Annotated in this window: 23 protein-coding genes; 11 read left to right on the forward strand and 12 right to left on the reverse strand. The window is 72.4% G+C overall.

The genetic code is table 11. The features are described 5' to 3' along the window. Position 1 precedes the first annotated feature (1 nt). Positions 2-1,441 (forward strand): Re/Si-specific NAD(P)(+) transhydrogenase subunit beta, encoded by a 1,440-nt coding sequence (pntB, locus tag SHK17_RS00905; RefSeq protein WP_322423809.1) that lies wholly within the window; start codon positions 2-4, stop codon positions 1,439-1,441. A gap of 27 nt (positions 1,442-1,468) precedes the next feature. Here the strand turns inward: pntB and SHK17_RS00910 are convergent, their stop codons facing one another. From SHK17_RS00910 to SHK17_RS00920, 3 genes are all read right to left on the reverse strand, one after another. Then, positions 1,469-2,389 carry a sugar ABC transporter permease gene (locus SHK17_RS00910; protein WP_172268721.1) on the reverse strand — a complete coding sequence of 307 codons (921 nt, stop codon included), beginning with the start codon at positions 2,387-2,389 and terminating at the stop codon, positions 1,469-1,471. Then, positions 2,389-3,336, reverse strand: coding sequence for a carbohydrate ABC transporter permease (locus tag SHK17_RS00915; RefSeq protein WP_216652086.1), 948 nt, complete (start codon positions 3,334-3,336; stop codon positions 2,389-2,391). Before SHK17_RS00915 ends, SHK17_RS00910 begins: the two co-directional genes overlap by 1 nt. A 142-nt stretch (positions 3,337-3,478) precedes the next feature. After that, positions 3,479-4,786 carry an extracellular solute-binding protein gene (locus SHK17_RS00920; RefSeq protein ID WP_172268724.1) on the reverse strand — a complete coding sequence of 436 codons (1,308 nt, stop codon included), beginning with the start codon at positions 4,784-4,786 and terminating at the stop codon, positions 3,479-3,481. Between the two features lie 126 nt (positions 4,787-4,912). Between SHK17_RS00920 and SHK17_RS00925 the strand changes: the two genes are divergently transcribed. Next, a complete protein-coding gene (locus SHK17_RS00925; RefSeq protein ID WP_172268727.1) occupies positions 4,913-5,926 on the forward strand; it encodes a LacI family DNA-binding transcriptional regulator in 1,014 nt (337 codons plus the stop codon). A 21-nt stretch (positions 5,927-5,947) separates the two neighbouring features. On the opposite strand, the gene thpR is transcribed toward SHK17_RS00925, so the two are convergent. Both thpR and SHK17_RS00935 read right to left on the reverse strand, forming a co-directional pair. Next, the gene (thpR, locus tag SHK17_RS00930; protein WP_322423810.1) at positions 5,948-6,511 is read right to left on the reverse strand and encodes an RNA 2',3'-cyclic phosphodiesterase; all 564 of its coding nucleotides are present in this window, start codon (positions 6,509-6,511) and stop codon (positions 5,948-5,950) included. 14 nt (positions 6,512-6,525) lie between these two features. Continuing rightward, a complete protein-coding gene (locus SHK17_RS00935; RefSeq protein ID WP_322423811.1) occupies positions 6,526-7,671 on the reverse strand; it encodes an acyl-CoA dehydrogenase family protein in 1,146 nt (381 codons plus the stop codon). A 118-nt stretch (positions 7,672-7,789) separates the two neighbouring features. On the opposite strand from SHK17_RS00935, the gene SHK17_RS00940 reads away from it, so the two are divergent. The 3 genes from SHK17_RS00940 to SHK17_RS00950 all read left to right on the forward strand — a co-directional run bounded on the left by SHK17_RS00940 (position 7,790) and on the right by SHK17_RS00950 (position 12,353). Beyond that, on the forward strand, positions 7,790-9,565 hold the full coding sequence (locus SHK17_RS00940; RefSeq protein WP_322423812.1) for a sensor histidine kinase: 1,776 nt from the start codon (positions 7,790-7,792) through the stop codon (positions 9,563-9,565). Positions 9,566-9,569: 4 nt separating this feature from the next. Next, positions 9,570-10,427 carry a M15 family metallopeptidase gene (locus tag SHK17_RS00945; RefSeq protein ID WP_322920776.1) on the forward strand — a complete coding sequence of 286 codons (858 nt, stop codon included), beginning with the start codon at positions 9,570-9,572 and terminating at the stop codon, positions 10,425-10,427. Positions 10,428-10,604: 177 nt separating this feature from the next. Further along, positions 10,605-12,353, forward strand: coding sequence for a sensor histidine kinase (locus tag SHK17_RS00950; RefSeq protein WP_322920777.1), 1,749 nt, complete (start codon positions 10,605-10,607; stop codon positions 12,351-12,353). Here the strand turns inward: SHK17_RS00950 and SHK17_RS00955 are convergent. Continuing rightward, positions 12,350-13,075 carry an NAD-dependent deacylase gene (locus SHK17_RS00955; RefSeq protein WP_322423815.1) on the reverse strand — a complete coding sequence of 242 codons (726 nt, stop codon included), beginning with the start codon at positions 13,073-13,075 and terminating at the stop codon, positions 12,350-12,352. The genes SHK17_RS00950 and SHK17_RS00955 overlap by 4 nt on opposite strands. Before the next feature lie 79 nt (positions 13,076-13,154). Between SHK17_RS00955 and SHK17_RS00960 the strand changes: the two genes are divergently transcribed. From SHK17_RS00960 to SHK17_RS00970, 3 genes are read left to right on the forward strand one after another with little or no spacing between them, the layout of a single operon-like run. Further along, a complete protein-coding gene (locus SHK17_RS00960) occupies positions 13,155-13,958 on the forward strand; it encodes an N-formylglutamate amidohydrolase (protein ID WP_322423816.1) in 804 nt (267 codons plus the stop codon). Further along, positions 13,955-15,133 (forward strand): flavohemoglobin expression-modulating QEGLA motif protein, encoded by a 1,179-nt coding sequence (locus tag SHK17_RS00965; protein ID WP_322920778.1) that lies wholly within the window; start codon positions 13,955-13,957, stop codon positions 15,131-15,133. The genes SHK17_RS00960 and SHK17_RS00965 overlap by 4 nt, the downstream gene beginning before the upstream one ends. Then, positions 15,130-16,170 (forward strand): glutathione synthetase, encoded by a 1,041-nt coding sequence (locus SHK17_RS00970; RefSeq protein ID WP_172268748.1) that lies wholly within the window; start codon positions 15,130-15,132, stop codon positions 16,168-16,170. The genes SHK17_RS00965 and SHK17_RS00970 overlap by 4 nt, the downstream gene beginning before the upstream one ends. 48 nt (positions 16,171-16,218) lie before the next feature. On the opposite strand, the gene SHK17_RS00975 is transcribed toward SHK17_RS00970, so the two are convergent. Next, positions 16,219-16,911, reverse strand: coding sequence for an NUDIX hydrolase (locus SHK17_RS00975; protein ID WP_322920780.1), 693 nt, complete (start codon positions 16,909-16,911; stop codon positions 16,219-16,221). A 92-nt stretch (positions 16,912-17,003) separates the two neighbouring features. Between SHK17_RS00975 and SHK17_RS00980 the strand changes: the two genes are divergently transcribed. Both SHK17_RS00980 and SHK17_RS00985 read left to right on the forward strand, forming a co-directional pair. Then, positions 17,004-18,014 (forward strand): SPFH domain-containing protein, encoded by a 1,011-nt coding sequence (locus SHK17_RS00980; protein ID WP_322920781.1) that lies wholly within the window; start codon positions 17,004-17,006, stop codon positions 18,012-18,014. Further along, entirely contained in the window at positions 18,011-18,889 is an 879-nt protein-coding gene (locus SHK17_RS00985) for a diacylglycerol kinase catalytic domain-containing protein (RefSeq protein WP_322920782.1), read from the forward strand. Before SHK17_RS00980 ends, SHK17_RS00985 begins: the two co-directional genes overlap by 4 nt. Positions 18,890-18,898: 9 nt before the next feature. On the opposite strand, the gene SHK17_RS00990 is transcribed toward SHK17_RS00985, so the two are convergent. Beyond that, a complete protein-coding gene (locus tag SHK17_RS00990; RefSeq protein WP_322423822.1) occupies positions 18,899-19,849 on the reverse strand; it encodes a 1,4-dihydroxy-2-naphthoyl-CoA synthase in 951 nt (316 codons plus the stop codon). Between the two features lie 59 nt (positions 19,850-19,908). On the opposite strand from SHK17_RS00990, the gene SHK17_RS00995 reads away from it, so the two are divergent. Beyond that, entirely contained in the window at positions 19,909-20,349 is a 441-nt protein-coding gene (locus SHK17_RS00995) for a nitroreductase family deazaflavin-dependent oxidoreductase (RefSeq protein ID WP_322920783.1), read from the forward strand. 4 nt (positions 20,350-20,353) lie between these two features. Here the strand turns inward: SHK17_RS00995 and SHK17_RS01000 are convergent, their stop codons facing one another. The 4 genes from SHK17_RS01000 to SHK17_RS01015 form a co-directional block, all read right to left on the reverse strand. Next, a complete protein-coding gene (locus SHK17_RS01000; protein ID WP_172268766.1) occupies positions 20,354-20,548 on the reverse strand; it encodes a hypothetical protein in 195 nt (64 codons plus the stop codon). 180 nt (positions 20,549-20,728) lie between these two features. Further along, the gene (locus tag SHK17_RS01005; protein ID WP_322920784.1) at positions 20,729-21,334 is read right to left on the reverse strand and encodes an ACT domain-containing protein; all 606 of its coding nucleotides are present in this window, start codon (positions 21,332-21,334) and stop codon (positions 20,729-20,731) included. Positions 21,335-21,370: 36 nt separating this feature from the next. Further along, positions 21,371-23,122: an exodeoxyribonuclease V subunit alpha gene (gene recD / locus SHK17_RS01010; RefSeq protein WP_322920785.1), complete on the reverse strand. Its 1,752-nt coding sequence runs from the start codon at positions 23,120-23,122 to the stop codon at positions 21,371-21,373. Next, positions 23,119-26,469, reverse strand: a complete 3,351-nt coding sequence (locus tag SHK17_RS01015; protein WP_322920786.1) for a UvrD-helicase domain-containing protein — start codon at positions 26,467-26,469, stop codon at positions 23,119-23,121. The genes recD and SHK17_RS01015 overlap by 4 nt, the downstream gene beginning before the upstream one ends. Position 26,470: the final 1 nt, after the last annotated feature.

Here is a 26,470-nt window from a genome sequence, read left to right on the forward strand (position 1 = left end):
CGTGAGCGACTTCCTGACCTCGGACAACCTCTACGGGCTGGTCACCGGGGCCTACATCATCGCCGGCCTGCTCTTCATCGGCGCGCTCGCCGGCCTGTCGCGCCACGAGACGGCCAAGCTCGGCAACCTCGCCGGCATGGCCGGCATGGGGCTGGCGCTCGTCGCCACCCTGCTGCTCGCCGCCCAGAAGGCCGAGCTCCTCGGCGAGCGCAGCTTCGCCGTCACCCTGCTGCTCGTCCTCGTCATGATGGGCGCCGGCGCCGCCGTCGGTGCCTGGCGGGCCCGCACGGTCGAGATGACCGGGATGCCGGAGCTGGTCGCCATGCTGCACAGCTTCGTCGGCCTCGCCGCGGTGCTGGTCGGCATCAACTCCTACCTCGAGCTCGACGGGTTCGGCGACGCCGCGCACGACGTCGAGGTCTTCATCGGGGTGTTCATCGGTGCGGTGACCCTGACCGGCTCGATCGTCGCGTGGGCCAAGCTCAGCGGGCGGATGTCGTCCTCGCCGCTCACCCTGCCCCGGCGCCACCTGCTCAACCTGGCCGGGATCGTGGTCTCGGTCCTGCTGATGGTCTGGTTCGTCGCCCTCGACGGCGAGCTCGAGCTGGGCCTGGTGCCGCTGCTGCTGATGACGGCCCTGGCCCTGTTCCTCGGCTTCCACCTCGTGGCGGCCATCGGCGGCGGCGACATGCCGGTCGTCGTGTCGATGCTCAACAGCTACTCCGGCTGGGCGGCGGCCGCGGCCGGCTTCATGCTCGGCAACGACCTGCTGATCATCACCGGCGCCCTGGTCGGCTCCTCGGGTGCGATCCTCAGCTACATCATGTGCAAGGCGATGAACCGCTCGTTCATCAGCGTCATCGCCGGCGGCTTCGGCTCCGACGGTGCGAGCAGCGGCGAGGACCGCGACTACGGCGAGCACCGCGAGATCCAGGCCGACGAGGTCGCCGCCCTCCTCGCCGACGCGTCGTCGGTCGTCATCACGCCGGGCTACGGCATGGCGGTCGCCCAGGCGCAGTACCCCGTCGCCGAGATGACCCGCAAGCTCCGCGAGAAGGGGGTCGACGTCCGCTTCGGCATCCACCCCGTCGCGGGACGCCTGCCCGGCCACATGAACGTCCTGCTCGCCGAGGCCAAGGTCCCCTACGACATCGTGCTCGAGATGGACGAGATCAACGACGACCTGCCCGCCACGGACGTCGTGCTGGTGATCGGCGCCAACGACACCGTCAACCCCGCCGCCCTCGAGGAGCCGGGCTCACCCATCGCCGGCATGCCGGTGCTCGAGGTGTGGAACGCCCGGGACGTGGTGGTCTTCAAGCGGTCGATGGCCACCGGCTACGCCGGGGTGCAGAACCCGCTGTTCTTCAAGGACAACACCCAGATGCTGTTCGGTGACGCCAAGGACCGGGTCAGCGAGATCGTCGCCGCCCTCGGCTGACCGGAGCGTCGGCGGCGTTCGCCCCGGTCAGCCCTTGGTGCCTCCGGCGGTCAGCCCCGCCACCAGGTGCTTCTGGGCGAAGAAGAACACGATCGCGGCCGGGACGGTGATGAGCACCGCGCCCGCGGTGAGCAGGTCCCAGCGGGGGCTGAACTGCGGCACGAACGTCTGCAGGCCGGCGCCGAGCGTGTAGTGGTCGCTGCCCTGCATGAACGCGATGGCGTACGCCACCTCGCCCCACGCGGTGAGGAACGTGTAGAACGCCGTGACCGCGAGGCCCGGCCGGGCCAGGGGGAGGACGACCCGCCAGAAGGTGCCGAACGGACCCAGGCCGTCGAGGGCCGCCGCCTCGTCGAGCTCGCGCGGGATCGTGTCGAAGTAGCCGCGCAGCATCCAGGCGCAGAACGGCACCGCCACGGTGAGGTAGGCGATGACCAGCGACGGCTTGGTGTCGATGAGCCCGAGGTTGGCCATGATCGTGTAGATCGGGACGATGAGGATCGCGACGGGGAACATCTGGGTCAGCAGGAACACCCACATCAGCCCGCGCTTGCCCGGGAAGTTGAACCGGCTCAGCGCGTAGCCGGCCGTGGCGGACATCGCGATGCCGATGACCATGGTGAAGGCCGCGACGATCACCGAGTTGAGGAACCAGACCGGGAAGTCCGTGCTGGTGAGCAGGCGCCGGTAGTTGTCGAGGGTGGGGCTGGAGAACAGCTGGATCTCGGTGCGGCGGATCTCGCTGGGCGGCTTGATCGAGCTCAGCACCACCCACAGGATCGGGAACAGCGCGCAGAACGTCGCCACGATGAGCGTGGCGTGCAGTCCGACGCTGGCGAGCACCGAGCGCTCGCTGCGGCGCCGAGGACTGCGCGTCCGGGTGGTGGCGACGGACTCCACCGGGTCGGCGGCCACGGCGGCCGGGGGCATGGCGGACATGCCGGTCATCAGAACACCTCTCCCTGCTTGGCGAGCATCCGCTTGTAGACGCTGGCGTAGACGACGAGGATCGAGAGGATCAGCACGCCGTAGGTCGCAGCGAGCGAGTAGTCACGGATGCCCTCGAAGGCCGCCCGGTAGGCGCCGGTCACGAGGATCTCGGTCGAACCCGCCGGCTGCCCGCGGGTGACGAAGTAGATGATCGGGAACATGTTGAAGGTCCAGATCGTGCCGAGCAGGATCACCGTCGAGCTGACCGGGCGCAGGCCCGGCAGCGTGATGTTGACGAAGCGCTGCCACGGGGTGGCCCCGTCCATCTCGGCCGCCTCGTAGAGGTCGCCGTTGATCGACTGGAGGCCGCCGAGCAGCGCGACCATCATGAACGGCACGCCGAGCCAGACGTTGGCGACGATCGCGGTGAACAACGACGTCCAGCGCTGCTCGAACCACGCCACCGGGTCGAGGCCGACCGCCCGGAGGACGCCGTTGATGATCCCGAAGCGCTCGTCGAAGATGAAGCGCCACGCGAAGGCCGCGACGAACGACGGCACGGCCCACGGCAGGATGAGGGCGACCCGGTAGAAGCCGCGGCCGCGGAAGTTGCGGTTGAGCATCACGGCGAGGGTCAGCCCGATGCCGTAGTGCAGGACGACACAGGCGATCGTCCACACCAGGGTGTTGGAGAGCTGGAGCCAGAAGTGGCCCTGCTGACCGGTGAGGACGTCGACGTAGTTCTCGAGGCCGACGAAGCGCGCCCCGTCGGGGTTGGGCTCGCACGTCTCGGCGCCGCCGAGGACCTTCGTGCAGATCTCCTCGCGCTGGTTGGACTCGTTGAGGTTGGTGAACGACTGCCACACGCCCTGGACGAGCGGGTAGAAGACGAGGACACCGAGCACGATGACGGTGGGCAGCACCATCGCCCACGCGTACCAGTGCCGGTCGAAGCTCTTGCGCATCCGAGGTCGTCCTTGGGGGTGTCGGAGAGGTGCGGGGCCATGCAGGGACCGGGCTGCCGCGGGGGCCGGGCCGGCGTGGCCCGGCCCCCGCGGTCAGCGGGGTCCGGCGGGGTGCAGCGGGTCGAGCAGGGTCAGCGCTGCGTCACTGGAGCGAGTAGTCGGGGACGACGTCGCTCTTGTAGGTGTCGGCTGCCTTGTCGAGCGCACCCTGGACGGGCTTGTCCTGGATGAGCACCTCGGTGGCCATGGTGTCGAGCGCGGCGAAGAACTGGCCGCCCTCGGGGATCCACGGCCGCGGCTGGGCGACCTCCATCGCGTCGGCCCACAGGGCGACGCGCTCGTTGGAGACCATGTCGTACGAGTCGGCGTTGCCGGGCAGCAGGCCGAGCTCGTCGGCGATGAAGGCCTCGGACTCCGCGGAGCTCATGAAGGCGATGAAGGCCGCGGCGGCCTCCGCCTTCTGGTCGTCCATGCCGGAGTAGACGACGTAGTTGTGGCCGCCGACCGGGGCGCCCTGGCCGGCGCCGCCGGCGGGGACGGGCGCCACGCCGAGGTTCTCGATGCCGCCGAACTTCGGGTCGTCGGAGATGCCGGCGACCTCCCAGGGACCGTTGATGATCATGCCGACCTTCTGCTCCTTGAACAGCGTCATCATCGTGCCGTAGGGGTCGTTGGCGGTCGGCTTCACGGCCGAGCCGTCCTCGACGAGGCTCTGCGCGGTCTCGATGCCCGTGACGGCCTCGGGGCTGTTGACGGTGATCGTCTGCGACTCGGTGTCGACGATGTCGGCGCCCTCGCCGTACATGAACGGCAGGAGGAAGTAGCCGCCGGAGTTGAGGTAGATGCCGTCGACGCCGGCCTCGCTCTTGAGCGCCGCGGCGGCCTCGCGGACCTCGTCCCACGTGGTCGGCGGGGCCTCGGGGTCGAGGCCGGCCTTCTCGAAGAGCTCCTTGTTGTACATGAGGCCGAGGGTGTCGGTGACCTGCGGGACGCCGTAGGTCTTGCCGTCGAACTCGTTGCTCGAGAGGGGGGTCTCCAGGAAGTTGTTCTCCAGGGCGGCGGTGCCGTCGAGGGCGTAGAGGTAGCCCAGGGAGGCGAACTCCGGGGTCCAGGCGACCTCGGCGCGCAGGATGTCGGGCGCGCCCGAGTCGGCCTCGGCCGCGGTCTTGAACTTGTTCTGCGTCTGGTCGAACGGCACGATCTGGTGGTCGATCGTGATGTCGGGGTACTCCTCGTTGAACTTGGCGATCAGCTCGTCGTACGCCGGGGCCTCGTTGTCGGGGTCGGAGGTGTCCCACCAGGTGAGCTCGGCGGAGAGCTCGGTCGAGCCACTGTCCGCCTCGCTGTCGTTGTTGCTGTCGGAGTCCCCGCCGTCGCTGCCGCACGCCGCAAGCGTGAGGGCGAGGGCGGCGACGGCGATCCCGGCGGAGCCGGCCTTGAGTCGACGCATCGAATTTCTCCCAGATGTCCGCGCCCGGGGGGAGGGCGCTGTGATGACGGTCACCGGAGGCTAGCAAGAAGTGTGCAAGAAATGAAAGACCTTGCAGGGCTGCTGCAACGGTGCTTTCATTCCGGCATGGCCACCCTCGCGCAGATCGCCGTCGAAGCCGGTGTCAGCGAAGCCACCGTTAGCCGGGTGCTCAACTCCAAGCCGGGGGTCAGCGAGGGCACCCGCCAGTCGGTGATCACCGCCCTCGACGTGCTGGGCTACGAGCGCCCGACGCACCTGCGCCAGCGCAGCGCCGGCCTCGTGGGCCTGGTCGTCCCCGAGCTCGAGAACCCGATCTTCCCGGCCTTCGCGCAGGTGATCGAGGACGCGCTCGCGCGCCGCCGGTTCACGCCGGTGCTCTGCACCCAATCCCCGGGCAGCCTGTCGGAGGACGAGTACGTCGAGTCGCTGCTCGACCACGGCGTCGCCGGCATCATCTTCGTCTCCGGCAAGCACGCCGACACCCGGGCCGACCACGAGCGCTACCAGGCGCTGCTCGAGCGCCAGCTGCCCGTCGTGTTCATCAACGGCTTCGTCGACGGCCTCGACGCGCCCTTCCTGTCGGCCGACGACCGCGTGGCGATGGACATCGCCGTCGCGCACCTCGCCGACGTCGGCCACCGGCGCATCGGCCTGGCCATCGGCCCGGCGCGCTTCATGCCGTCGGCGCGCAAGCACGAGGGCTTCGTCGCCGCCCTCGGGCGCCACTTCGGCACCGGCGAGGCGGAGGCGAGGGGCTGGATCGCGGAGACGATCTTCTCGGTCGAGGGCGGTGCCGCCGCCACGCAGCAGCTCCTCGAGCAGGGTGCGACCGCGATCGTCTGCGGCTCCGACATGATGGCCATCGGCGCCATCCGGGCGGCCCGCGCCGCCGGCCTCGACGTGCCCGGCGACGTGTCCGTCGTCGGCTTCGACGACTCGCCGCTGGTGGCCTTCCTCGACCCCCCGCTCACCACCGTGCGGCAGCCGGTCGCCCAGATGGGCGGCACCGCCGTGGCCGCCCTCGCGGACGCGATCGGCGGCGACCCCGTCGCCTCGCGGGAGTACCTCTTCGCCCCCGAGCTGGTGCTGAGGAGCTCGACCGGCCCCGCCCCGGCCTGACGCCTGACGTCGGTCGTCGCGTCAGGCGAGGGCGTACGTCTCCACGACCTCGTGCCGCGGGCGCCGGCGCCGGCCCTCGCCGAGGTGCGAGGCCACCAGGGCCAGCTCGTCGACGTGCCAGGCCGGGCCGTCGTACGCGTCGAGCAGGCGCACCCACGACGTGACGTTGTCCGGCCGGCCGAGCCGACCCAGGGTGAGGTGCGGGCGGAAGCGCTGGCCGTCGACGCGCGCTCCCGCACCCGACATCGCCGCGCGGCAGCCCGAGGCGAGCGCCTCGAGGGCGCTCGCCGCGTCGTCGTCGACGGCGAGCCGGGCGAAGAGGACCCGCGCCCGGTCGGGGTCCGGGAAGGCGCCGCCCCCGGCCACCCGCAGGTCGAAGGCGGGCCGCCTGGCGGCGACCTGCGCCAGTCGCTCGCCGAGCTCGTCGAGGCCCCGCTCGGGGACCGACTCCGAGAACGCCAGGGTGAGGTGCCACTGCTCGGGGTCGGACCAGCGGAACGCCGCGGCCTCGCGGCGCGGGGACAGGAACTCGTCGAGGTGCTCGACGGCCTCGGCAGGCGGCTGCACCGCCACGAACATGCGCATCGCCGCTCCGCCCCTCACAGCCCCAGGTCGCGCCCGATCAGCATCTTCATGATCTCGTTGGACCCGGCCCAGATCTTGGTGACGCGGGCGTCGCGCCAGGCGCGGGCCACGCGGTACTCGTTCATGTAGCCGTAGCCGCCGTGCACCTGCACGCAGTGGTCGAGGACGTCGTTCTGGACCTGGGAGGTCCACCACTTCGCCTTCGCCGCGTCGACGGGGGTGAGCTCCTTCCTCGTGTGCGCGACGACGCACTGGTCGACGAAGGCCTGGGTCACGTCGACGCGGGTGACGAGGTCGGCGAGCAGGAACTGGGTGTTCTGGAAGGCGCCGATCGGCTGGCCGAAGGCCTGGCGGTCCTTGGCGTACTGGACTGTCTCCTCGAGGATCTGCTTGGCGTGGGCCAGGTTGGTGATGGCCGAGCCGAGGCGCTCCTGCGGCAGGAACTGCATCATCGAGATGAAGCCGGTGTCGAGCGGGCCGACCAGGTCGTCGTTGCTCACCCGCACGTTGTCGAACGCGAGCTCGGCGGTGTCGGACTCGTCCTGGCCCACCTTGTCGAGCACCCGGCCGACGCTGAAGCCGTCGAGGCTGGTGTCGACGGCGAAGAGCGAGATGCCCTTGGCCTTCTTCTCCGGGCTGGTGCGGGCCGCGACGAGCACGAGGTCGGCCGAGCCGCCGTTGGTGATGAAGGTCTTGGAGCCGTTGATGATCCAGTCGTCGCCGTCGCGGACCGCCGTCGTGCGGAGGTTGGCGAGGTCGGAGCCGCCGCCCGGCTCCGTCATCCCGATCGCCGTGACCAGCTCGCCGGTCGCGGCGGCCGGCAGCCAGCGCGCCTTCTGGGCGTCGTCGGTCAGGTGCACGAGGTAGGGCACGGTGATGTCGGCGTGGATGCCGAGGCAGCTCGGCAGGGTCATGTTGACCTTCGCCAGCTCCTCGGTGAGCACGGCGTTGAAGCGGTAGTCGCCGGCCTCGGAGCCGCCGTACTCCTCGGGGATCTCGAGGCCGAGGAAGCCCTGCTTGCCGGCGGAGAGCCAGAAGTCGCGGTCGAGCCCGTGGCCCTCGGCGTACGTCTCGAGGTGCGGGACCACCTCGCGGTCCAGGAACTGCTTGACCGAGGCGCGGAAGGCCTCGTGGTCCTCGTCGTAGATGTCACGCTTCATGGCCGCTATGTTACCCGCGGGTCACCTGGGCGACGAGTCATCCTGAAGATCGATCCCGCACGACCGGGGACCCGCGTAACGTCACCCCGGCTGACTCGTTGTCGGCGCGGGAGCATCGGTGAGCAATGACGGCGGGGCGTACGTGCGCCCGCGAGGACAGGCGTGGGGCAACGAGGCCCAACGCGCGGTCCTGCATGCCATCGCCGAGGACGTCGCCCGGCGCTCGCGGCACCGGGTGGCGGCCATCGAGGTCCTCCGCTCGGACGGCAACCTCGAGTTCGTCGCGATCGCGGGCGACGACGACGCGCGGGACCAGCTGCTGGGACGTGCCGCGCCGCTGGCGCTGGACAAGATCATCGCGTTCGGCACGCACATCGGCGGCTGGGTCCACGTGCCGGAGGAGCGGGTCGACGAGGAGACCCGGGCCTGGATGGCGCAGTACGGCCACACCCCCGACCTGCCCCCGTCCGACGTGCCGGACGGCTGGCGCGCCGAGGACCGGCTGGTGCGGCTGCTGCAGAACGAGGACGGCGACCTGCGGGCGACCCTCTACCTCGACGAGCCGCTCTCCGGGCTGCGTCCGACGGCCGAGGTGGTCGACGCCATCAACGCCGAGGTCGAGGTGATGTACGAGGCCGTCGTCAGCATCGTCGAGCGCGAGCTCTACGGCGAGCAGGTCCGCATGGTCACCCAGGCCCGCACCGCGATCCAGAGCATCCGGCCCGGCCTGGGGGTCGACGACCTCCTGGCCGAGATGGCCGACGCCATGGTCGCCGTCATGGCGCTCGACAGCGTCGACGTCCTGCTGGCGGGCGCGGGCGCGCCGGAGCTCGAGCCGCACACGGCGTCGCTGGAGGCCGACATGCGCGAGGTCTGGCTGCGGGGCGGTCACGTGGTGCTGGAGCCGGCGCTGGCGTGGGGCGTCGCCGACGACGCGATCCCGACGCCCGAGGTGATGCGGCGGCTCATGGAGCGGCGCGGGCTGGGCTCCTGGCTGCTGGTGCCCATCGGGATGGGGGAGGAGTACCTCGGGACGATGGGCCTGGGTCGCACGGTGGGCGGCGCCCGCTGGATCGACTCCGAGATCAACGCCGCCGCCGCGGTGGCCAGCGACCTCGCGCAGGTCGTCCTCGACGCCCGGCTGATGGAGCGCGAGCGCACGCTCAACGCCGAGCTGCGCGCCATCAGCGACTACCGCCGCGACATGGTCAACACCCTGGCGCACGAGCTCCGCAACCCCGTCAGCGTGCTGTGGACCCACATCGAGATGCTCGGCCAGCTGGGCATGGTCTTCGGCCCGATGCGTGAGTCGATGGCGGCGATGGACCGCGCCACCCGCCGGATCGAGGACATGATCGAGGACCTCCTGGCGCTCGCGGCGGCCAGCGACCCGACGCGTGCGACCGAGCCGGTCCCGGTGGACTTCTCGGCCATGGTCGACGAGGTCTGCGACTTCATGGCGTCCACGGCCGAGCGGGCCGGGGTGGAGCTGCGCACGACCGTCGCCGACGGCCTGGTCGTGACGGGTGAGGAGAAGGGCCTGCACCGGCTGGTCACCAACCTGCTGTCCAACGCGGTGAAGTACACCGGACCCGGTGGCAGCGTGACGGTCACCCTGGCGCCCGACACCCAGCAGGGGCGCGACGTCGTCCGGCTCACCTGCTCGGACACGGGCATCGGCATCGACGCCGCCGAGCTCGCGCACGTGTTCACGCCCTTCTTCCGCTCGGCGAGCCCCGACGCGCGCCGGCGTCCGGGCACCGGTCTGGGCCTGGCGATCACCGAGCGGGTGGCCGACCGCCACGACGGCACGGTCGAGGTCGAGTCCGTGCTCGGCGCCGGCACGACGTTCACCGTGACGCTGCCGCTCGCGGGACCCGTCGGCGTACGTTGAGCGGGTGCTCCCCGATGCCCTCGTCGCCGCGCTGGTCCAGGCCGTGCTCGCGGTCACCGCGCTGCCCGTGGCCCCGGTCGAGCCGGCGGCCGCCCCAGTCGCGGTCCAGCGCAGCACCGACGGGACCCAGCCCGCACCGGCCACCGGCCCCGGCAGCGTGCCGCCGGCGTGGCTCGGCACCCGCGTGCTGCCCGAGGACCCGGCGACCGGCTACGGCGAGGTCCGTCCGACCCCGCCGGTGATGCGCGAGCGCCGCTGGACGCTGCCCGACGACGTCCGCATGCTGCCGGGCTCGGGGTTCGCGAGCAGGGTGGTCTCGCCGGCGCCGGCCCACGTCGTCCGGCGCTCGACGTGGAAGCCGGGGTGCCCCGTGGCGGCGAGCGACCTGGCCTGGCTGCGGCTGGCGTTCTGGGGCTTCGACGGCCGCCGGCACACCGGCGAGCTGCTGGTGCACGCCTCGGTGGCCGCCGACGTCGTGCAGGTCTTCCGCGCGCTCTACCGCGTGCGCTTCCCGCAGGAGCAGGTCGGCATCCTCCGGTCCTACGACCCCGACGCCCCGAGCACCGGCGACGGCAACGGCACGGGCGCGTTCGTCTGCCGGCCCTCGACCGGGGCGACGTACTTCTCCCAGCACGCCTACGGCCTCGCGCTCGACCTCAACTCCTTCCAGAACCCCTACGCCAAGGGCGAGGTCGTGCTGCCCGAGCTCGCCTCCTCCTACCTCGACCGCCGCCGGGTGCGGTCGGGGATGGTCACCGCCGACGGCCCGGTGGTGCGCGCCTTCGCGCGGATCGGGTGGGGGTGGGGCGGCGCGTGGCGCTGGTCGAAGGACTACATGCACTTCAGCCAGAACGGCCGCTAGGGCACCTCTGCCGGCTCCCGGTGGCGTCGGGGCGACCGCTCGCCCACCGCGGCGACGGTGCTGCGAAGGTCAAGACCTGTCGAAAGCGCCCCGGGACGCTTCGGGCCGCCCCTACCATCGCAGTGGCGGGCCGAGGGGGACGTCCGCCGGTCGACACGCCCGGGAGGGGGGTGCACCATGCGAGACCTGAGCTGGGGCGGACCCCGGGCGCGCGCACTGCTGCACGACATCGCGGCGGACGCCGCGGCGCGGGCCGGGTTCAGGGTCGCCGCCATCGAGGTCGTGCGCCCGCAGGGCCTGCTCGAGTTCGTCGCGATCACCGGCGAGCCCGAGGGCTCGCGCCAGCTGCTCGGCACCGGCTCGCGCCTCGAGGACATGGTCGCCGCCATCGGTGGCGGCGAGGCCTTCGGCTCCGTCACCTTCGTCGCGGAGGAGTCCTACGCGCCCGGGCTCGAGGAGCGCCTGCGGGACGGCTCCTGGATCCCGGACATCCCCCGCACCGACGACGACGGCGACTGGCAGCCGCTCGACATGCTCGTCGCCGAGGTCCGCGACGAGCGCGGCAGCCTGCGCGCGCTGTTCTACCTCGACGAGCCGTTCGGTCTCAAGCGCCCCTCCCGCGCCGAGCTCGAGGCCTTGTCGCCGTCCCTGTCGCTCACCCTCAGCACGGTCGTGACCGTGATCGAGCGCGAGGAGTTCGCCCACCTCGTGCGCAGCATCCGCGCGGCCCGCCGGGTCGTGCAGTCCAGCCCCGCGCGCCACGACGTCAACCACCTGCTGCGCGAGGCGCGCGAGACGCTCCTCGACGCGCTGGCCGTCGACGAGCTGGAGATCCACGTCTTCCTCGACGAGGAGGTGGACCAACCCGACAGCCTCGGCCTCGAGATCGACGGCAACGTGTGCCGGGCGCTGCACCAGGCGGCGGCCCGGGCGTGGACCGAGCAGCGGGTGGTGATCATCGAGCCGGGCCAGGTGTGGGGCGACACCGCCCTTGCCGCCGAGCACGCCGACTGGTTCACCGAGCCGCTGCTGCAGCTCGGCTACGAGGCGCTCGTCATCGCGCCGATGGGTGTCGACGACGACGTCCTGGGCATGCTGCTGTGCGCGCGGCGCACCGGCTCCCGGCGCTGGACCGACGGGGAGGGGCTCGCGGCGCTCGAGCTCGGGCACGACCTCGGCCGCGCCGTCGCCAACGCCCACGCCACCCAGCGCGAGCGGCGCCTGCTCGAGGAGCTGCGCGAGCTCGAGGCGGCCCGCCACTGGTTCCTGCGCGAGCTGACCCACGAGATCAACAACCCGATGACCGTCATCGCGGCCAACGCCGAGTTCCTCGCCACCAACCCGGCCGCCGACGACCGCGACGTACGCCGTGCGCAGGCGATCCTGCGGGGCACCGAGCGCCTCGGCGACCTGCTCCAGGGGCTCTCGATGCTGTCGCGGGTGAGCGACCCGCACCGCCCGCCGACGATGGAGCGCTTCGACCTCGTCGGCGTCGTCGAGGAGACCATCTCGTCGATGGCGGCCGTCGCCGAGAAGGCCGGCATCACCCTCCACGTCGTCGGCGACACCACGGGAGCCTTCGTGCTCGGCGACGTGCGCGAGATCGCCGGCGCGGTCACGAACCTCGTCGACAACGCGGTGAAGTACTCCGACCCCGACCACGAGATCTGGCTGGGGGTCGAGCGTCGGGAGGACGGCGGCCTCACGTTCAGCTGCCGCGACGAGGGGATCGGTATCTCCGAGGCCGACCAGGCCAACCTCTTCGCCCCGCTCTTCCGCTCGACCAACGACCAGGCGCTCCTCCGCCCCGGCACCGGGCTCGGCCTCGGCATCGTGCGCGAGATCATGCAGCGCCACGGCGGCTCGGTGGAGATCAGCTCGGCGCTGGGCCACGGCACGACCGTGCGCCTGCACTTCCGGCCCTAGCGCGGCCCCCGAGCCCGGCCCCGGCCCGACGACCCGGTGAGCACCTCGCCGACCCAGGCCGGCACCAGCCGCGTCGCGGGACCGGTGCGCGACTCCGCGAAATCGGTCGCGCCCGCACTCGGCTCGAGGTTGAGCTCGAGGGTCGCGCCGCGGGCCCAGTGCACGAACGCGGCCGCCGGGTAGACCAGGCCCGAGGTGCCGATCGAGACGAAGAGGTCACAGTGCTCCAGCGCCTCCTCGACGACGTCCATGCCGTAGGGGAGCTCGCCGAACCACACGATGTCGGGGCGCAGCGTCGCCGCGCCGCACGCCGGGCACGGAGGCCGGTCGGCCAGCGGGCCCGACCAGTCGTGCCGCTCGTCGCAGGTCGTGCACCACGCCGAGCGCAGCCGCCCGTGGACGTGGTGGACCCGTCGCGAGCCGGCCCGCTCGTGGAGGTCGTCGACGTTCTGGGTGACGACCAGCAGGTCGTCCCCGAGCTCCGCCTCGAGCCGCGCGAGGGCCCGGTGGGCGGCGTTGGGCTCGACCCGGGAGAGCGCCGCCCGCCGCTCGTCGTAGAAGCGCTGCACGAGGTCCGGGTCGTCGGCGTACGCCTCGGGGGTCGCCACCTGCATGGGGTCGTGGCCCTCCCACAGCCCGTTGGCATCACGGAACGTCGGCAGCCCGCTCTCGGCGGAGATCCCGGCTCCGGTGAGGACGACGATGCGCGTGTGGCGAGCCATGCCCCAGTCCTACCAGCCGTTCACCCTCAGGGGTGCCGCCGCGTGGAGCGCGCCTCCGCACTCCGGTAGACAGACCGCCATGACGGACTTGGGAGGGACGTCGGACGCTGTCGCGTTCGAGGGAGAGTGGCACGGTCCGGTGGTGGCGACGTCGGTGCACGCCGGCCACGGGCTGAGGCAAGAGATCGCCGAGGCGATGGTGCTCGAGGAGTCCGAGCGGCTGCGCGAGGAGGACCCGTACACCGACCGCATCGCGGCCGTCGTCCCCGACCGGGTGGTGACGTCGCGGTCCCGCTTCGAGGCCGACCTCAACCGGCCGCGCCGCGAGGCGGTCTACCGCAAGCCCGACGACTGCTGGGGGCTCGAGGTGTGGCGCGACGGCGTGCTCTCCGACGAGCTCTTCGAGGGCAGCCTGGCGACCTACGACGCCTTCTACGACGCCCTCGCGCCGCGCCTCGACGCTCTGGCCGAGCGCGGCCCGTTCGTGCTGCTCGACGTGCACTCCTACAACCACCGCCGCGACGGGGCCGACGGCCCGCCGGCCCCGGCGGTCGACAACCCGGAGGTCAACGTCGGCACCGGCAGCCTCGACCACGACCTGTTCGGTCCGCTGGTCGAGCGCTTCACCGCCGACCTCCGTGACGCGTCGGTGGGCTGCGGTCCGCTCGACGCGCGCGAGAACGTCGCCTTCGAGGGCCGCAACCTCGCGTGGTGGGTGCACGACCGCTACCCGCGCGTGGGCTGCGTGCTGGCGCTCGAGTTCAAGAAGACGTTCATGGACGAGTGGTCGGGCGAGGTGGACGAGGATCGCCTCGAGGCCGTCCGGAAGGGCCTCGCCGCCGCCCTGCCCGGGCTCCACGACGAGCTGGAGAGGCTGAGGTGAGCGACGAGGATGAGCATCCGTCGCTGAGCGCCGCCGACCTCGCCGTCGACCACCGCCTCTCGCTGCTCGCCCAGAGCTTCCGCTTCCTCCTCGACGTGACGCCCGTCGACGCCGACGACCTGCGCGACGACTTCCTCGAGGGCCGGGACCGCGACCCGGTCTTCACCTACCGCGAGCTCGAGACCGACCCGGCCGTGGTGCGTGCCGAGCTGGACGGGATCACCCCGGGCGAGGTGGAGGACCCGGTGCTCGCGCAGCTCCTGCGCGCCAAGCACCGGGAGATGGAGCTCCAGCTCGACATGCTGGAGGCGCGCGACACCGACGACTTCCTGCCGCTCAGCGTCGAGCTGTACGGCGCTGTGTCCCCCGCGCTGCGCACCCGGGCCGAGGCGCTGCTGACGGACATCACCCGCACCGAGCCGAGCGACGACCCGCTGGACGCCGACGAGTTCCTGGCGCTGGCCGAGGAGGAGATCGCCCGCTACCGCGCCGAGGACCCGGACCTCGACATGCACGCCGAGGTCCGCTCGGACGTCAACGGCGTGATGGTCTCCGGCGACGTGCTGCTCATCGGTCCGGAGACCACGGTGCAGCGGGCGCGGGCCCAGGCCCTGCTGCACCACGAGGTCGGCACGCACCTCGTGACGCAGGCCAACGGCAGCCACCAGCCGGTCAAGGTCCTCGGCGTCGGGCTCGCCGGCTACGACGAGACGCAGGAGGGCCTGGCCGTCCTCGCCGAGATCGCGTGCGGCGGGCTGACGGCGTTCCGGCTGCGCCAGCTGGCCAGCCGCGTCGTGACCGTCCACCGGATGATCGGCGGGGCGAGCTTCGCCGAGGCGCACGAGGCGCTCGTCGCGGACGACTTCCCCGCCGGCAGTGCCTGGACCACGGTGATGCGGGTCTACCGCTCCGGCGGGATGACCAAGGACGCGATCTACCTCCGCGGCCTCGTCGAGCTGCTCGACCACCTCGGGTCGGGCGGCTCGCTCGACCGGCTGTGGCTCGGGAAGTTCTCGCTGCGCGACCTGCCCCTCATCGGCGACCTCGAGGACCGCGGGCTGCTCCGGCCGCCGCGCGTCCTGCCCCGATACCTGCACGACCCGGACGCCCACGCCCACCTCGCGCGGGCGGCCGGGACCGAAGACCTCAGCACACTCCTGGAGGAGCACGCATGAAGATCGGGTTCGTCGTCAACGACATCGAGACGGAGAAGGCGGAGTACACCACCAACCGCCTCGCCATGGCGGCCAAGGAGATGGGCCACGAGGCTTGGTACATGGGCATCGGCGACTTCGCCTACGAGCCGGACGGGTCGCTGAGCACCCGGGCCCGGGCGGGTGACGCCAAGACGTACCGCTCCCTCGAGCGCCACCTCGCTGACGTGCAGAAGCCCGACGTCGAGCAGCTCCTCGGGCTCGACGAGTTCGACGTCGTCATGCTGCGCAACGACCCGGCCGACGACGCCGAGTCGGACCCGTGGCGCAACAACGCGGGCGTCGCCTTCGGCCAGCTGATCGCCTCGAGCGGCGTGCTCGTGGTCAACGACCCGACCAGCCTCGCCAACGCGCTGTCCAAGGCGTACTTCCAGCACTTCCCCGAGGTGGTGCGGCCCCGGACCCTCATCTCGCGCGACCAGGGGATGATCGAGGCCTTCATCAAGGAGCTCGGCGGCAAGGCCGTCCTCAAGCCCCTGCAGGGATCCGGCGGCGCGGGCGTGTTCCTCGTCGACCGCAAGGAGGCGCCCAACCTCACGCAGATCATCGAGGCGATCTCCCGCGACGGCTACGTCGTGGCCCAGGAGTACCTCCCCGAGGCGGTCAACGGCGACGTCCGCCTGTTCGTGATGAACGGCGAGCCGCTGGTGCACCAGGGCGAGTACGCCGCCTTCCGCCGCAGCAACAAGACCAAGGACATCCGCTCCAACATGTCCGCCGGCGGCACGGCCGAGAAGGTCACCGTCACTGACGAGATGCTCGCGATGGTCGAGGTGGTGCGCCCCAAGCTGGTCGCCGACGGCATGTTCCTCGTCGGACTCGACATCGTCGGCGACAAGCTGATGGAGATCAACGTCTTCAGCCCGGGCGGCCTCGGCAGCGCCCAGGCGCTCTACGACGTGAACTTCGCCCCGGCGGTCATCGGCGAGCTCGAGCGCAAGATCAACATCCGGCGGCACTACCCGGAGATCGACAACCACAGCCTCGCGACGAGCTGAGGCTCGCGCCGGCAGCTCCCGGGTGGCACCGGGTGGCACCGGGACCGGTCACCGCAGCAGCGGCGGGTGGAGGTGCCTGGTCGTCCCGGCCCGGAAGAGCTGGGCCGGTCGCCCTCCGTCACGGGTGGTGGTCGCCCCGGTCGGCTCCAGGAACCCCGCCGTCCCGGTGACCTTGCGGTGGAAGTTCCGCGGGTCCAGGGACGTGCCCCACACGACCTCGTAGACGTGCCGCAGCTCCGTGACCGTGAACTCCTCGCCGCAGAACGCCGTCGCCAGGGGCGTGTACTCGAGCTTCGCGCGTGCCCGCTCCACGCCGTCGGCCAGGATCGCCGAGTGGTCGAAGGCCAGTGCGTCGTCGGTCCCGAGCAGCCGGCTGACCGGCTGCCACCGGGCGTCCGCCGCGTCCGTCCCCGCAGTGGGCGTGGGCAGGTCGGCGGCCAGGGCGATGTAGGCCACGGTCACGGTGCGCATCCGCGGGTCCCGGTCGGGTGCGCCGTACGAACCGAGCTGCTCGAGGTGGAAGCGGTCGGCCGAGAGACCGGTCTCCTCCCGGAGCTCGCGCTCCGCGGCGTCCGGCAGGTCCTCGTCCGGCCGGAGGAAGCCGCCCGGCAGGGCCCACCGGCCCCGGTGCGGCTCCTCCCCTCGACGGATGGTCAGCGCCTGCAGCTGGTCCTCCCGCACCGTGAGGACCACGAGGTCGACGGTGACGGCGACGGGGGCGTGCTCGTCGGGGTCGGTCATGACGGCAGCCTACCCACTTAATGTCGACTTGACGAGAACTGGCCAGGAGGGTTATCGTCATAGTGACATTAATGCCGGACAAGGAGCACCTGATGGCTGACATCGCCCGCTACCCCTTCGCTCGCCACCTCCGCGGCTCGAGCACCACGCACGTCGGTCACGTCCGCAACGGCAGGACGATCCACGCCGGTGTCGGCGCCTCGTTCTGGTTCCGGCCGCTCAGCGCGGTCCTGCACGAGGTGCCCGTCGACGACCGGGAGCTGCCGCTGCTGTTCCACGCCCGCACCAGCGACTTCCAGGACGTCACGGTCCAGGCCACCATCACCTACCGCGTGACCGACCCCTCCACGGCGGCCGGTCGCATCGACTTCTCCATCGACCCGGAGACCGGCGCCTGGCGCGGCACCCCGCTGGACCAGGTGGCGGGGCTGCTGACGGAGTCGGCCCAGCAGTACGCGATCGACATGCTGGCCACCGTCGACCTGACCGACGCGATGGCCGGCGGTGTCGGGCCCGTGCGCTCGGTCATCACCGACGGCCTGAGGGCCGACGAGCGACTGGCCGAGACCGGCATCGCCGTGGTCGGCGTACGAGTGGTCGCGGTCCGCCCCGAGCCCGAGGTCGAGAAGGCCCTGCGCACCCCGACCCGCGAGCGCGTGCAGCAGGAGTCGGACCGGGCGACGTTCGAACGACGGGCGATCGCCGTGGAGCGCGAGCGCGCGATCGGTGAGAACGAGCTGCAGACGCAGATCGAGCTGGCGCGCCGGGAGGAGCAGCTGGTGAGCCAGCGCGGTGCGAACACGCGCCGGGAGGCCGAGGAGGCCGCCGCGGCAGGCGCGATCGCGGCGGAGGGAGAGGCGAGGCGCACGGTCACCCTCGCCGAGGCGCGGGCCGAGGGCGCCCGCCTGGCCGGCGCTGCGGAGGGCGACGCCGAGGCGGCCCGGATGGCGGCCTACCGGGACGTGCCGGAGGCGGTCCTGCTGGCGCTCGCCGCCAAGGAGCTCGCGGCCCACCTGCCCGCGATCGACACCCTCGTGCTGAGCCCCGACCTGGTGAGCACCGCGCTGGCCCAGCTGGCCGGCGGGCGGACGGCGGCGTCGTGAGCCTCGCGCCCCGCGTCGTCGTGGTCCACCGGCGCACCGAGCTCGACGAGCTCGTGGCCACCCATGGGACGCGCGGTCAGGCGGCCTTCTTCCTCAGCACCCGCGGACGCGACATCGCCGAGCTGGAGGAACGTCACCGGCTGACCCGCGAGGCGCTCGACACGGTGGCCGCCGCGATCCCGGTGGACTGGCGCCGGGGCAGCGTGGAGCGCGGTGACGTGTCCCGGTTCCTGTTCTCACCCGACGACGTCATCGTCGTCGTCGGTCAGGACGGGCTCGTGGCCAACGTCGCCAAGTACCTCGACGGCCAGCCGGTCATCGGCATCGACCCGGACCCGGCACGCAACGCCGGCGTGCTGGTCGCGCACGCCGCCGGCGACCTGCCTCGCCTGCTGCGGAGCACCGACCGCGTCACCCGGCACACCATGGTCCGTGCCACCCTCGACGACGGCCAGGAGCTGCTCGCCCTCAACGAGGTCTTCGTGGGCCACCCCAGCCACCAGACGGCTCGCTACGACCTGCTGACACCCGAGGCGGCGGGGGAGTCGCAGGCGTCGTCCGGGGTGATCGTCTCGAGCGGCACGGGTGCCACCGGGTGGTGCCGCTCGGTGGCTCTGGAGCGCCGCAGCCCGATCACGCTCCCGGGTCCGGAGGACCCGCGCCTCGTCTGGTTCGTGCGCGAGGCGTGGCCCTCGCCCGCCACGGGGACCGTGCTGACCGAGGGGGAGCTCGCGGCCGGCGAGCTGGAGCTGACGGTCAGGTCCGACCGGCTGGTCGCCTTCGGGGACGGCATCGAGGCGGACGCCCTGACCCTGACCTGGGGCCAGACGGTGCGGATCGGACGTGCGGCCACCGTGCTGCGACTGGTCGCCTGATCGGACCGATCAGTAGTACCAGGGGTACGGCGACCAGTCGGGCTCCCGCTTCTCGAGGAACTGGTCGCGGCCCTCCTGCGCCTCGTCGGTCATGTAGGCCAGCCGCGTCGTCTCGCCGGCGAAGAGCTGCTGGCCGACGAGGCCGTCGTCGAGGAGGTTGAAGGAGTACTTCAGCATCCGCTGGGCGGTGGGCGACTTGCCGTTGATCTTCCGGCCCCAGTCGAGGGCCATCTTCTCGAGGTCGGCGTGGTCGACGACGCGGTTGACCGCGCCCATGCGGTGCATCTCCTCGGCGTCGTACTCGTCGCCGAGGAAGAAGATCTCGCGGGCGCGCTTCTGGCCGACCTGCCGGGCGAGGTAGGCCGAGCCGTAGCCGCCGTCGAACGAGCCGACGTCGGCGTCGGTCTGCTTGAACCGCGCGTGCTCGCGGCTGGCGAGCGTCAGGTCGGCGACGACGTGCAGGCTGTGCCCGCCGCCCGCGGCCCAGCCGGGGACGACGCAGATGACCACCTTGGGCATGAAGCGGATGAGCCTCTGGCACTCGAGGATGTGGAGGCGGGCGAGCCGCGCCTTGTCGATGGGGTTGGGCTCGGACCCGGCGTCGCCCCCGGTGCGCGGCTCGGTGCCCGCGGTCTCGTACTGGTAGCCGGCCCGGCCGCGGATCCGCTGGTCGCCACCGGTGCAGAATGCCCACTTGCCGTTCTTGGCGCTCGGACCGTTGCCGGTGAGGATCACGCAGCCGACGTCGGCGGACGTACGAGCGTGCTCGAGGGTGCGCAGCAGCTCGTCGACGGTGTGCGGCCGGAACGCGTTGAGGACGTCGGGGCGGTCGAACGCGATGCGGACGGTGCCGTGCTCGCGGGCCCGGTGGTAGGTGAGGTCGGTGAGGTCCTCGAAGCCGGGCACGGCGTCCCAGGACTCGGGGTCGAAGATCTCGCTCACGCCCTCGATCGCACTCATGGCGCGAGGGTAGTGGGGAGGCGCTGGAAGTTCGCCGCCGCCCGTGGTGTTGTGGGGGCATGGCACTGACTGGAACCTATGTCCCGAGCTCGGCCGAGTGGGTCCGCAACCAGGTCGCGGAGTACGAGGCGTCCGACGGCGAGCGGGCCGGCACGCTGCCCGGCACGAAGTACCCGATCGTCGTCATCACGTCGGTCGGATCGTCGTCCGGCAACCTGCGCAAGAACCCCGTCATGCGGGTCGAGCGCGACGGCGCCTACCTCGCGGTGGCGTCCAAGGGTGGGGCCCCCGAGGACCCGGCGTGGGCCGACAACTTCCGCAAGCACCCGGAGGTGGAGCTGCAGGACAAGGCGGAGAAGCACGTCTACCGGGTCCGGGAGCTCAGCGGGGACGAGCGCGCCGAGTGGTGGAAGCTGGCCGTCGAGACCTGGTCGACCTACGCGTCCTACCAGGAGAAGACGGACCGCCAGATCCCGCTGTTCCTCCTCGAGCGCGCCTGACGGATCAGCTCGGCTGGGGCGGAGTCGGGTCCGCGCCCTCGACGACGGCCTCGTCGTCGCGGTCCCCGTCGTGCACCACCGCCTCCGGGTCGGGATCGACGTGGGCGGGGGCCTCCGGCTCCAGCCGCTCCGTCGACTCGTCCTCGGCGTCGATGTCGACGTCCGTGGGAGCCTGCTGGTCACCGTCGTTGATGCTCATGGCGCGGTCCTTCCGTGTCGGATCACCGGACCGCTCGCGTACCCGCTCCACCGCGGCGCATGCGTCGGGCGACCTGCGGCGCGGGCGTACCCGCGTCAGCGGTGAGTGAGACAGTTTCTCGAGCCGCAGAACCTGCGCCACTCACCGCTCGACAGGAGCCGGAGCCGTACGACGCCCGCGTCAGGCGTGGCTGATCGTCATGGCCAGCCCCAGCAGGTGCTCGAGGCGGGCGAGCTCGGAGTCGAGGAACTCCGGGCCGCCGCGGCGGCCGATGAGCACGAGGTCGCGGCCGAAGGGGGCCGCGCACTCGACGTAGATCTCGTGGTCGGGCAGCCGCGTCGGGGCGGCCACCTCGTCGAGGTCGAACTCGGTGGGTGCGGCGTCGGTGGCGTGGGCGACCGCCCAGCCGTCGCCGTCACGGCGCAGGCGCGCGGCCCAGTCGACGCGGAAGGTGATGGGCAGCAGGTCGATGAGCCGGTCCTGCGCGTTGGCCGGGTCCTCGGTGAGCGCCTCGACGACCTCGAGGTCGAGGAAGAGGTTGCCGCCGGCGGCGTAGCGGTTGACCCACAGCACGCTGACGCCGTCGAGCACGCTGCACGCCGAGACGATGGAGTCGGGCATGGTGCCCGGCGCGATCTCCAGCAGGACGTCGTCGACCGCGAAGCCGTCGCGCTTCTCGACGATCTCGATCGCCTCGATGTCGCCGCCCGCCTCACCGATCGCGCTCGCCACGCGACCGAGCGAGCCCGGGACGTCGGGCAGCTCCACGCGGATCAGGTAGGGCATGCGTGGAGGCTATCGGGGATCTGTGTCTGCGACGTCTCAGCCATCCGACAGCCGGGCACGCAGGCCGCTGGCTCGCAGCGCCTGCCGCGCGATCGCCGCGCGCACCGCCGACTCGGAGCCGATCACCCGCACCTTGCGCTGCGCGCGCGTCACCGCGGTGTAGAAGAGCTCGCGGGTCAGCAGCCGTGACTCCTCGTCGGGGAGGAGGACGGTGATCTCGTCGGCCTGGCTGCCCTGTGACTTGTGGATCGTCATCGCGTGCATGGTGTCGACCTCGCCCAGCCGTGACGGCGCCAGCTCGAGGTGGCCGACGCCCGTGGCGATCGCGGCCCGCGGACCCGCCGCGCCGGCCACGACCACGCCGGTGTCGCCGTTGTAGATGCCGAGGGAGTAGTCGTTGGACGACACGAGGACCGGACGACCGAGGTAGGCCGCGTCGTGCACCGAGACGCCGGTCTCGACGGTGAACCACTGCTCGATGCGGCGGTTCCAGTGGCGTACGCCGAACGGGCCGTCGCGGTGGGCGCACAGCAGGCGGTGCCGGTCGAGGGCGGCGAGCGCCCGCTGCGCGTCACCGGCCACGGCGGCGTCGTGCACCGCGAGGGCGTGGGGGAGCACGGCGGAGCGGATCGTCGACGCGGGGTCGCCCTCGGGCACCCACTCGACGGCCCCGCCACCGGCCCGCAGGGCCGCGACGGCCGCGTCGGCGTCGCCGAGCCGCAGCGCCTCGGCGAGCCGGCCGATGTCCTCGCCGTAGCGGTGCGCCGTGGTGAGGGCCGCCACGGGGCTGTCGGGGCGGTGCTCGTAGCCGCGGACGAGGTCGGTGAGCACGGCGCCCGCGTCGACCGAGCTGAGCTGGTCGGGGTCGCCCACGAGCACCAGCCGGGCCTCGGGACGCACGGCCTCGAGCAGCCGCGCCATCATCGTCAGGGAGACCATCGAGGCCTCGTCGACGACGACGAGGTCGTGGGGCAGCCGGTTGCCGCGGTGGTGGCGGAAGCGGGTGCTGTTGCCGGGGTGCTGGCGCAGGAGGCGGTGCAGCGTCATCGCGCCGACGTCGGCGAGGCGGGCCTGGTCGGCCCCGCCGAACCGGGTCGCGGAGTCGCGCACGGACTGCTCGAGCCGCGCCGCGGCCTTGCCGGTCGGGGCGGCCAGCGCGATGCGCAGCGTCTGGCCCCGCGCCTCCGCCTGCTCGACCAGGACCGCCAGCAGGCCGGCGACAGCGGTCGTCTTGCCCGTGCCGGGACCGCCGGTCACGACAGTCGTCGCCTGCGTCGCCGCCCGGCGACAGGCCTCCCGCTGCTCGTCGGACTCGGCGCTCGGGAACACCCGTGCCAGCGACCGGTCGAGGAGCGAGGTGTCGACGGCGTGCGCCACGCGGCTGCGGTCGCGCAGGTCGTGCAGGACCTGCGTCTCCTGCTCGTGGTAGCGGTCGAGGTAGACCAGGCCGTGCTCGAGGTGGACGACACCCGAGGCGACCGCCCGGCTGGACGAGACGGCGTCCGTCCACGCCGACGGCTCGGGCCACGGCACGTCGAGGTCCGGCAGCGTCGCCGGGACGGCCGGGAGGTCGAGGCAGACCGAGCCGTGGCGGACGGCCCGGACCGCGAGGGCGACGGCGAGGAGCACCGCCTCGTCGCGCTCGCCCGTGACCCGCCCCAGGTTGGTGGCGACGTGGACGTCGGCGACGGTCAGCACCCCGGCGAGGTTGAAGGTGCGGAGCAGGCCGGTGGCGTTGACGGCCAGGTCGCGGTCGTGGGCGTCGACCGGCTCGAAGGTCTCGCTCATCGGCGCACGACCCCGTCGAGCAGGTCGGACAGCTCCTCGACCAGCGGGACGGGCGGCCGCCACGAGAACACGCCGCACGGCATCCCGTCGACCACCGGGGTCTCCGGGCCGCACATGCCCCGGAGGTAGAGGTAGAGCACGCCGCCGAGGTGGGTGGCCGGGGCGTAGCCGGGCAGCCGCCACCGCAGGTAGCGGTGGAGCACGACGGTGTAGAGCAGTGCCTGGAGGGGGTAGTCGGAGTGGGCCATCGCCTCGTCGAGCATCGCGGGGCGGTAGTCGTGCGCCGTCAGCGGCTGGTCGATCGGCCCCAGCCAGTTGGTCTTGTAGTCGACGGTGAGGAAGCGCTGGGCGCCGTCCACGTCGAGGCGCAGCACGACGTCGATCGAGCCGGTGAGGTAGCCGCGCAGCGACTGGGCGGCGAGGTCGGGGTCGCCGTCGAGGGCGTCGGCGTAGACCCGCACGGCGTCGCCGTCGGGCAGGTGTCGGCGCAGCAGCGGTGCGAGGTCGCCGAGGCGTACGTCGGCGGGCGCGGCCACCGTGTCGCCACCGGCCAGCGGCACCTCGAAGTCGAGCTCGCGCAGCCGGTCGGGCAGGCCCAGCGACAGGAGGGTCCGGTCGCCCGCGAGCGGCCCGAGCGGGCTGCTGCACACCGCGACCAGCGCGTCGGCCAGCCCGCCCGGGTCGAGCTCGACCGGCCACCAGACCAGCTGCTCCTCGACCAGCCGCAGCAGCTCGGCGCGGAAGTCGTCCGCGGCTGGGTCGGCGTGCTCGAGCACCGCGTGGACCAGCGACCCGAAGGTCGCGCCGACCGGCAGGTCCGCCATCGGCGACGGCACCGAGGCGGCGTCCGCGTCGCTGCCTTCGACGACCAGGCCGCCCAGGTCGGCGGTCACGTCGTCGAGGGTGGTGTCGGAGTCCTCGTCGGGCACCAGCTCGGGCTCGGACAGCGACGCCGCCGCGGCGTGGGCGGCGCTGGCCGCCGACAGCGAGGAGTAGGAGGTGCGGCGCCACGACGTGTCGACCGATCGGGCGAACGACCGCACCGACAGCGCCTCGGTGGAGCGCTCGAGCGGCGTGGGGTCCGGTGGCGTGAGGGCCGCGAGCTCGACGCTGGGCCCGCCGGCGTCCTGCCACGCCGCGAGGATCGCGAGCAACCGGTCCTCGTCGACGAGGGCCTGGCTGTCGGGCACGGGCGCCATGCCGGGGCGACGCCCGAAGAGCATCCGGTGCAGCGGCGAGTCGGGGGTGTTGCGGTCCGCGGCGGCGTACCAGGCCACCACCTGCGACTGCGCCCGTGTCATGGCGACGTAGAGCAGGCGGAGCGACTCGCCGGCGTCCTCGCGCCAGTGGCGCCCCACCGCCTCCCGGTGGAACGCGCTCGGGCCGCCGACGTCGCGGCAGCGCCGGCCCTCGTCGTCGTGGAAGAGCGGGATGGCGGGGTCGCGGCCGGTGTAGCGGTTCCACAGCGTCGGCAGGTAGACGACGGGGTACTGGAGGCCCTTGCTGCCGTGGATGGTGACGAGCTGGACCGCGTCGGCGTCGGAGTCGAGGCGGCGGGTGCGCTCGGAGGCCACCTCGAGCTTGTCGTCGGCCACCTGCTCGCGCAGCCAGGCGAGCAGCCCGACGAGGCCGAGCCGCTCCTCGGTGGACACTCGCAGCAGCGACTCGCCGACGTGGCGCAGGTCGGTCAGCGTGCGCTCGCCACCGACGCGGGCGAGCACCCGGGCGGTGAGGCCGTCGACGGCGGCGACCTCGACCACGGCGGCCACGCCGCGGTGCGTGAAGACGTCGGCGAGCGTGCGGACGCGCGCGGTGAGCTCGTCGGTCAGGTCGTCGCCGCCCGCGTCGAGGGACTGCGCGGTGTGCCCGAAGAACGACGTCAGTGCCGCGGCGCGCACCCGGTCGGCGCGGTGCGGCTGCTCGAGCGCCTCCAGCAGCGTCAGCCACTCACCCGCCGCGGGCGTGTGGAACACCGAGCCGCCCGCGTTGACCACCGACGGGACGCCGACGAGCGCCAGGGCGTGCTGCACCGCCTCGAGCTCGTTGCGCCGAGGCGCCAGCACCGCCACGTCGCCGGGCTCGAGCGGTCGGCCCTCGAAGGTGGGTCCCGACTCGAGGAGGCGCTTGATGTCGTGGGCGGTGTCGGTGACCACGTGGTCGCGCCACACGGCGACCGGTGGTCGGGAGCGGGGTCCCTTGCCGAGCTCGGCCCGGCGCACGACCCGCAGCCGGAACGGAGCGCCCGCCCCCTGGAGGCGGGACTCGTCGAGGTGGGCCTCCACCGGGTGCACCACGATGCGCTCGTCACCGAGCTGCGCGCCCTGCAGGACGGCGTGGACGGACCGCAGGAGGGGGCGGTCGGAGCGCCAGTTGACCCCGAGCGTCTGGGTCGTCGTGGCGGTCTCGGCCGCCTGGAGGTAGGTGACGACGTCACCACCGCGGAACGCGTAGATCGCCTGCTTGGGGTCGCCGATGAGCACCATGGTGGTCGTCTCGGAGAACGCGCGCTGGAAGACCTGCCACTGGACCGGGTCGGTGTCCTGGAACTCGTCGATCAGCACGAACTTCCACCGGTGCCGCATGCGTCGGCGCGCAGCGGCGGAGGTGTCCTCGAGGGCGTCGGCGAGCTGGCTGAGCAGGTCGTCGTAGCTGAGGATCCCGAGGCGTCGCTTGCGCCGCTCGACCTCCTCGAGCACGTCGCACGCGAACCGCACGCGCATCGCGGCGGTCGAGTCGGGAGCGTCGGTGAGCACCGCCGCCGGCTCGACGCGCGCCCGCGGGTCGCTGGTGACGGACCGGGCGAGCTCCAGGGCGTCGGCGCGGCTCCACGGCGGGTCGGCCTCCGCGCCGAAGCGCGCGAGGTAGAGGTCGTCGACCGCCTCCGTGGTCAGCTCCTCGAGGTCCTCGACCAACGTCGCCGCCGCGTCGGTGTCGCCGGCGACGCCGAGGCTGCGCAGCACGAGCTGGCAGAACTGGTGGATGGTCGCGATGGTCGCGGCGTCGAAGGACACCAGTGCCGAGGTCAGCCGTTCGAGGCGCGCGCCGACCTCGCCGGCGGAGGCGTCGAGCAGCCAGTCGTGGAGCCGGTTGTCGGGGTGGCGGGTGGACGGGTCGGTGAGGAGCTGGACGGCCTCGTCGAGCTGTCGGCGTACGCGCTCACGCAGCTCCTGGCTGGCGGCCCGGGTGAAGGTGACCACGAGCATCTCGTCGAGGCGCACCTGCCCCGAGGCGATGTGCTTGGTGACGAGGGCGGCGATGGCCCAGGTCTTGCCGGTGCCGGCGCTGGCCTCGAGGAGCGTGGTGCCCGGCCGGAGCTCGGCGGCGATGTCGAAGGTGTCGATCGGCATG

The organism is Nocardioides renjunii, assembly GCF_034661175.1.
Classification (GTDB): Bacteria; Actinomycetota; Actinomycetes; order Propionibacteriales; family Nocardioidaceae; genus Nocardioides; species Nocardioides renjunii.

Coding starts and splice junctions, on each gene's coding strand:
- SHK17_RS00910 (WP_172268721.1), bottom strand. CDS start 2,389: ATGACCGGCATGTCCGCCATGCCCCCGGCCGCCGTGGCCGCCGACCCG.
- SHK17_RS00915 (WP_216652086.1), bottom strand. CDS start 3,336: ATGCGCAAGAGCTTCGACCGGCACTGGTACGCGTGGGCGATGGTGCTG.
- SHK17_RS00920 (WP_172268724.1), bottom strand. CDS start 4,786: ATGCGTCGACTCAAGGCCGGCTCCGCCGGGATCGCCGTCGCCGCCCTC.
- SHK17_RS00925 (WP_172268727.1), top strand. CDS start 4,913: ATGGCCACCCTCGCGCAGATCGCCGTCGAAGCCGGTGTCAGCGAAGCC.
- thpR (WP_322423810.1), bottom strand. CDS start 6,511: ATGCGCATGTTCGTGGCGGTGCAGCCGCCTGCCGAGGCCGTCGAGCAC.
- SHK17_RS00935 (WP_322423811.1), bottom strand. CDS start 7,671: ATGAAGCGTGACATCTACGACGAGGACCACGAGGCCTTCCGCGCCTCG.
- SHK17_RS00950 (WP_322920777.1), top strand. CDS start 10,605: ATGCGAGACCTGAGCTGGGGCGGACCCCGGGCGCGCGCACTGCTGCAC.
- SHK17_RS00955 (WP_322423815.1), bottom strand. CDS start 13,075: ATGGCTCGCCACACGCGCATCGTCGTCCTCACCGGAGCCGGGATCTCC.
- SHK17_RS00960 (WP_322423816.1), top strand. CDS start 13,155: ATGACGGACTTGGGAGGGACGTCGGACGCTGTCGCGTTCGAGGGAGAG.
- SHK17_RS00970 (WP_172268748.1), top strand. CDS start 15,130: ATGAAGATCGGGTTCGTCGTCAACGACATCGAGACGGAGAAGGCGGAG.
- SHK17_RS00975 (WP_322920780.1), bottom strand. CDS start 16,911: ATGACCGACCCCGACGAGCACGCCCCCGTCGCCGTCACCGTCGACCTC.
- SHK17_RS00980 (WP_322920781.1), top strand. CDS start 17,004: ATGGCTGACATCGCCCGCTACCCCTTCGCTCGCCACCTCCGCGGCTCG.
- SHK17_RS00990 (WP_322423822.1), bottom strand. CDS start 19,849: ATGAGTGCGATCGAGGGCGTGAGCGAGATCTTCGACCCCGAGTCCTGG.
- SHK17_RS00995 (WP_322920783.1), top strand. CDS start 19,909: ATGGCACTGACTGGAACCTATGTCCCGAGCTCGGCCGAGTGGGTCCGC.
- SHK17_RS01000 (WP_172268766.1), bottom strand. CDS start 20,548: ATGAGCATCAACGACGGTGACCAGCAGGCTCCCACGGACGTCGACATC.
- SHK17_RS01005 (WP_322920784.1), bottom strand. CDS start 21,334: ATGCCCTACCTGATCCGCGTGGAGCTGCCCGACGTCCCGGGCTCGCTC.
- recD (WP_322920785.1), bottom strand. CDS start 23,122: ATGAGCGAGACCTTCGAGCCGGTCGACGCCCACGACCGCGACCTGGCC.
- SHK17_RS01015 (WP_322920786.1), bottom strand. CDS start 26,469: ATGCCGATCGACACCTTCGACATCGCCGCCGAGCTCCGGCCGGGCACC.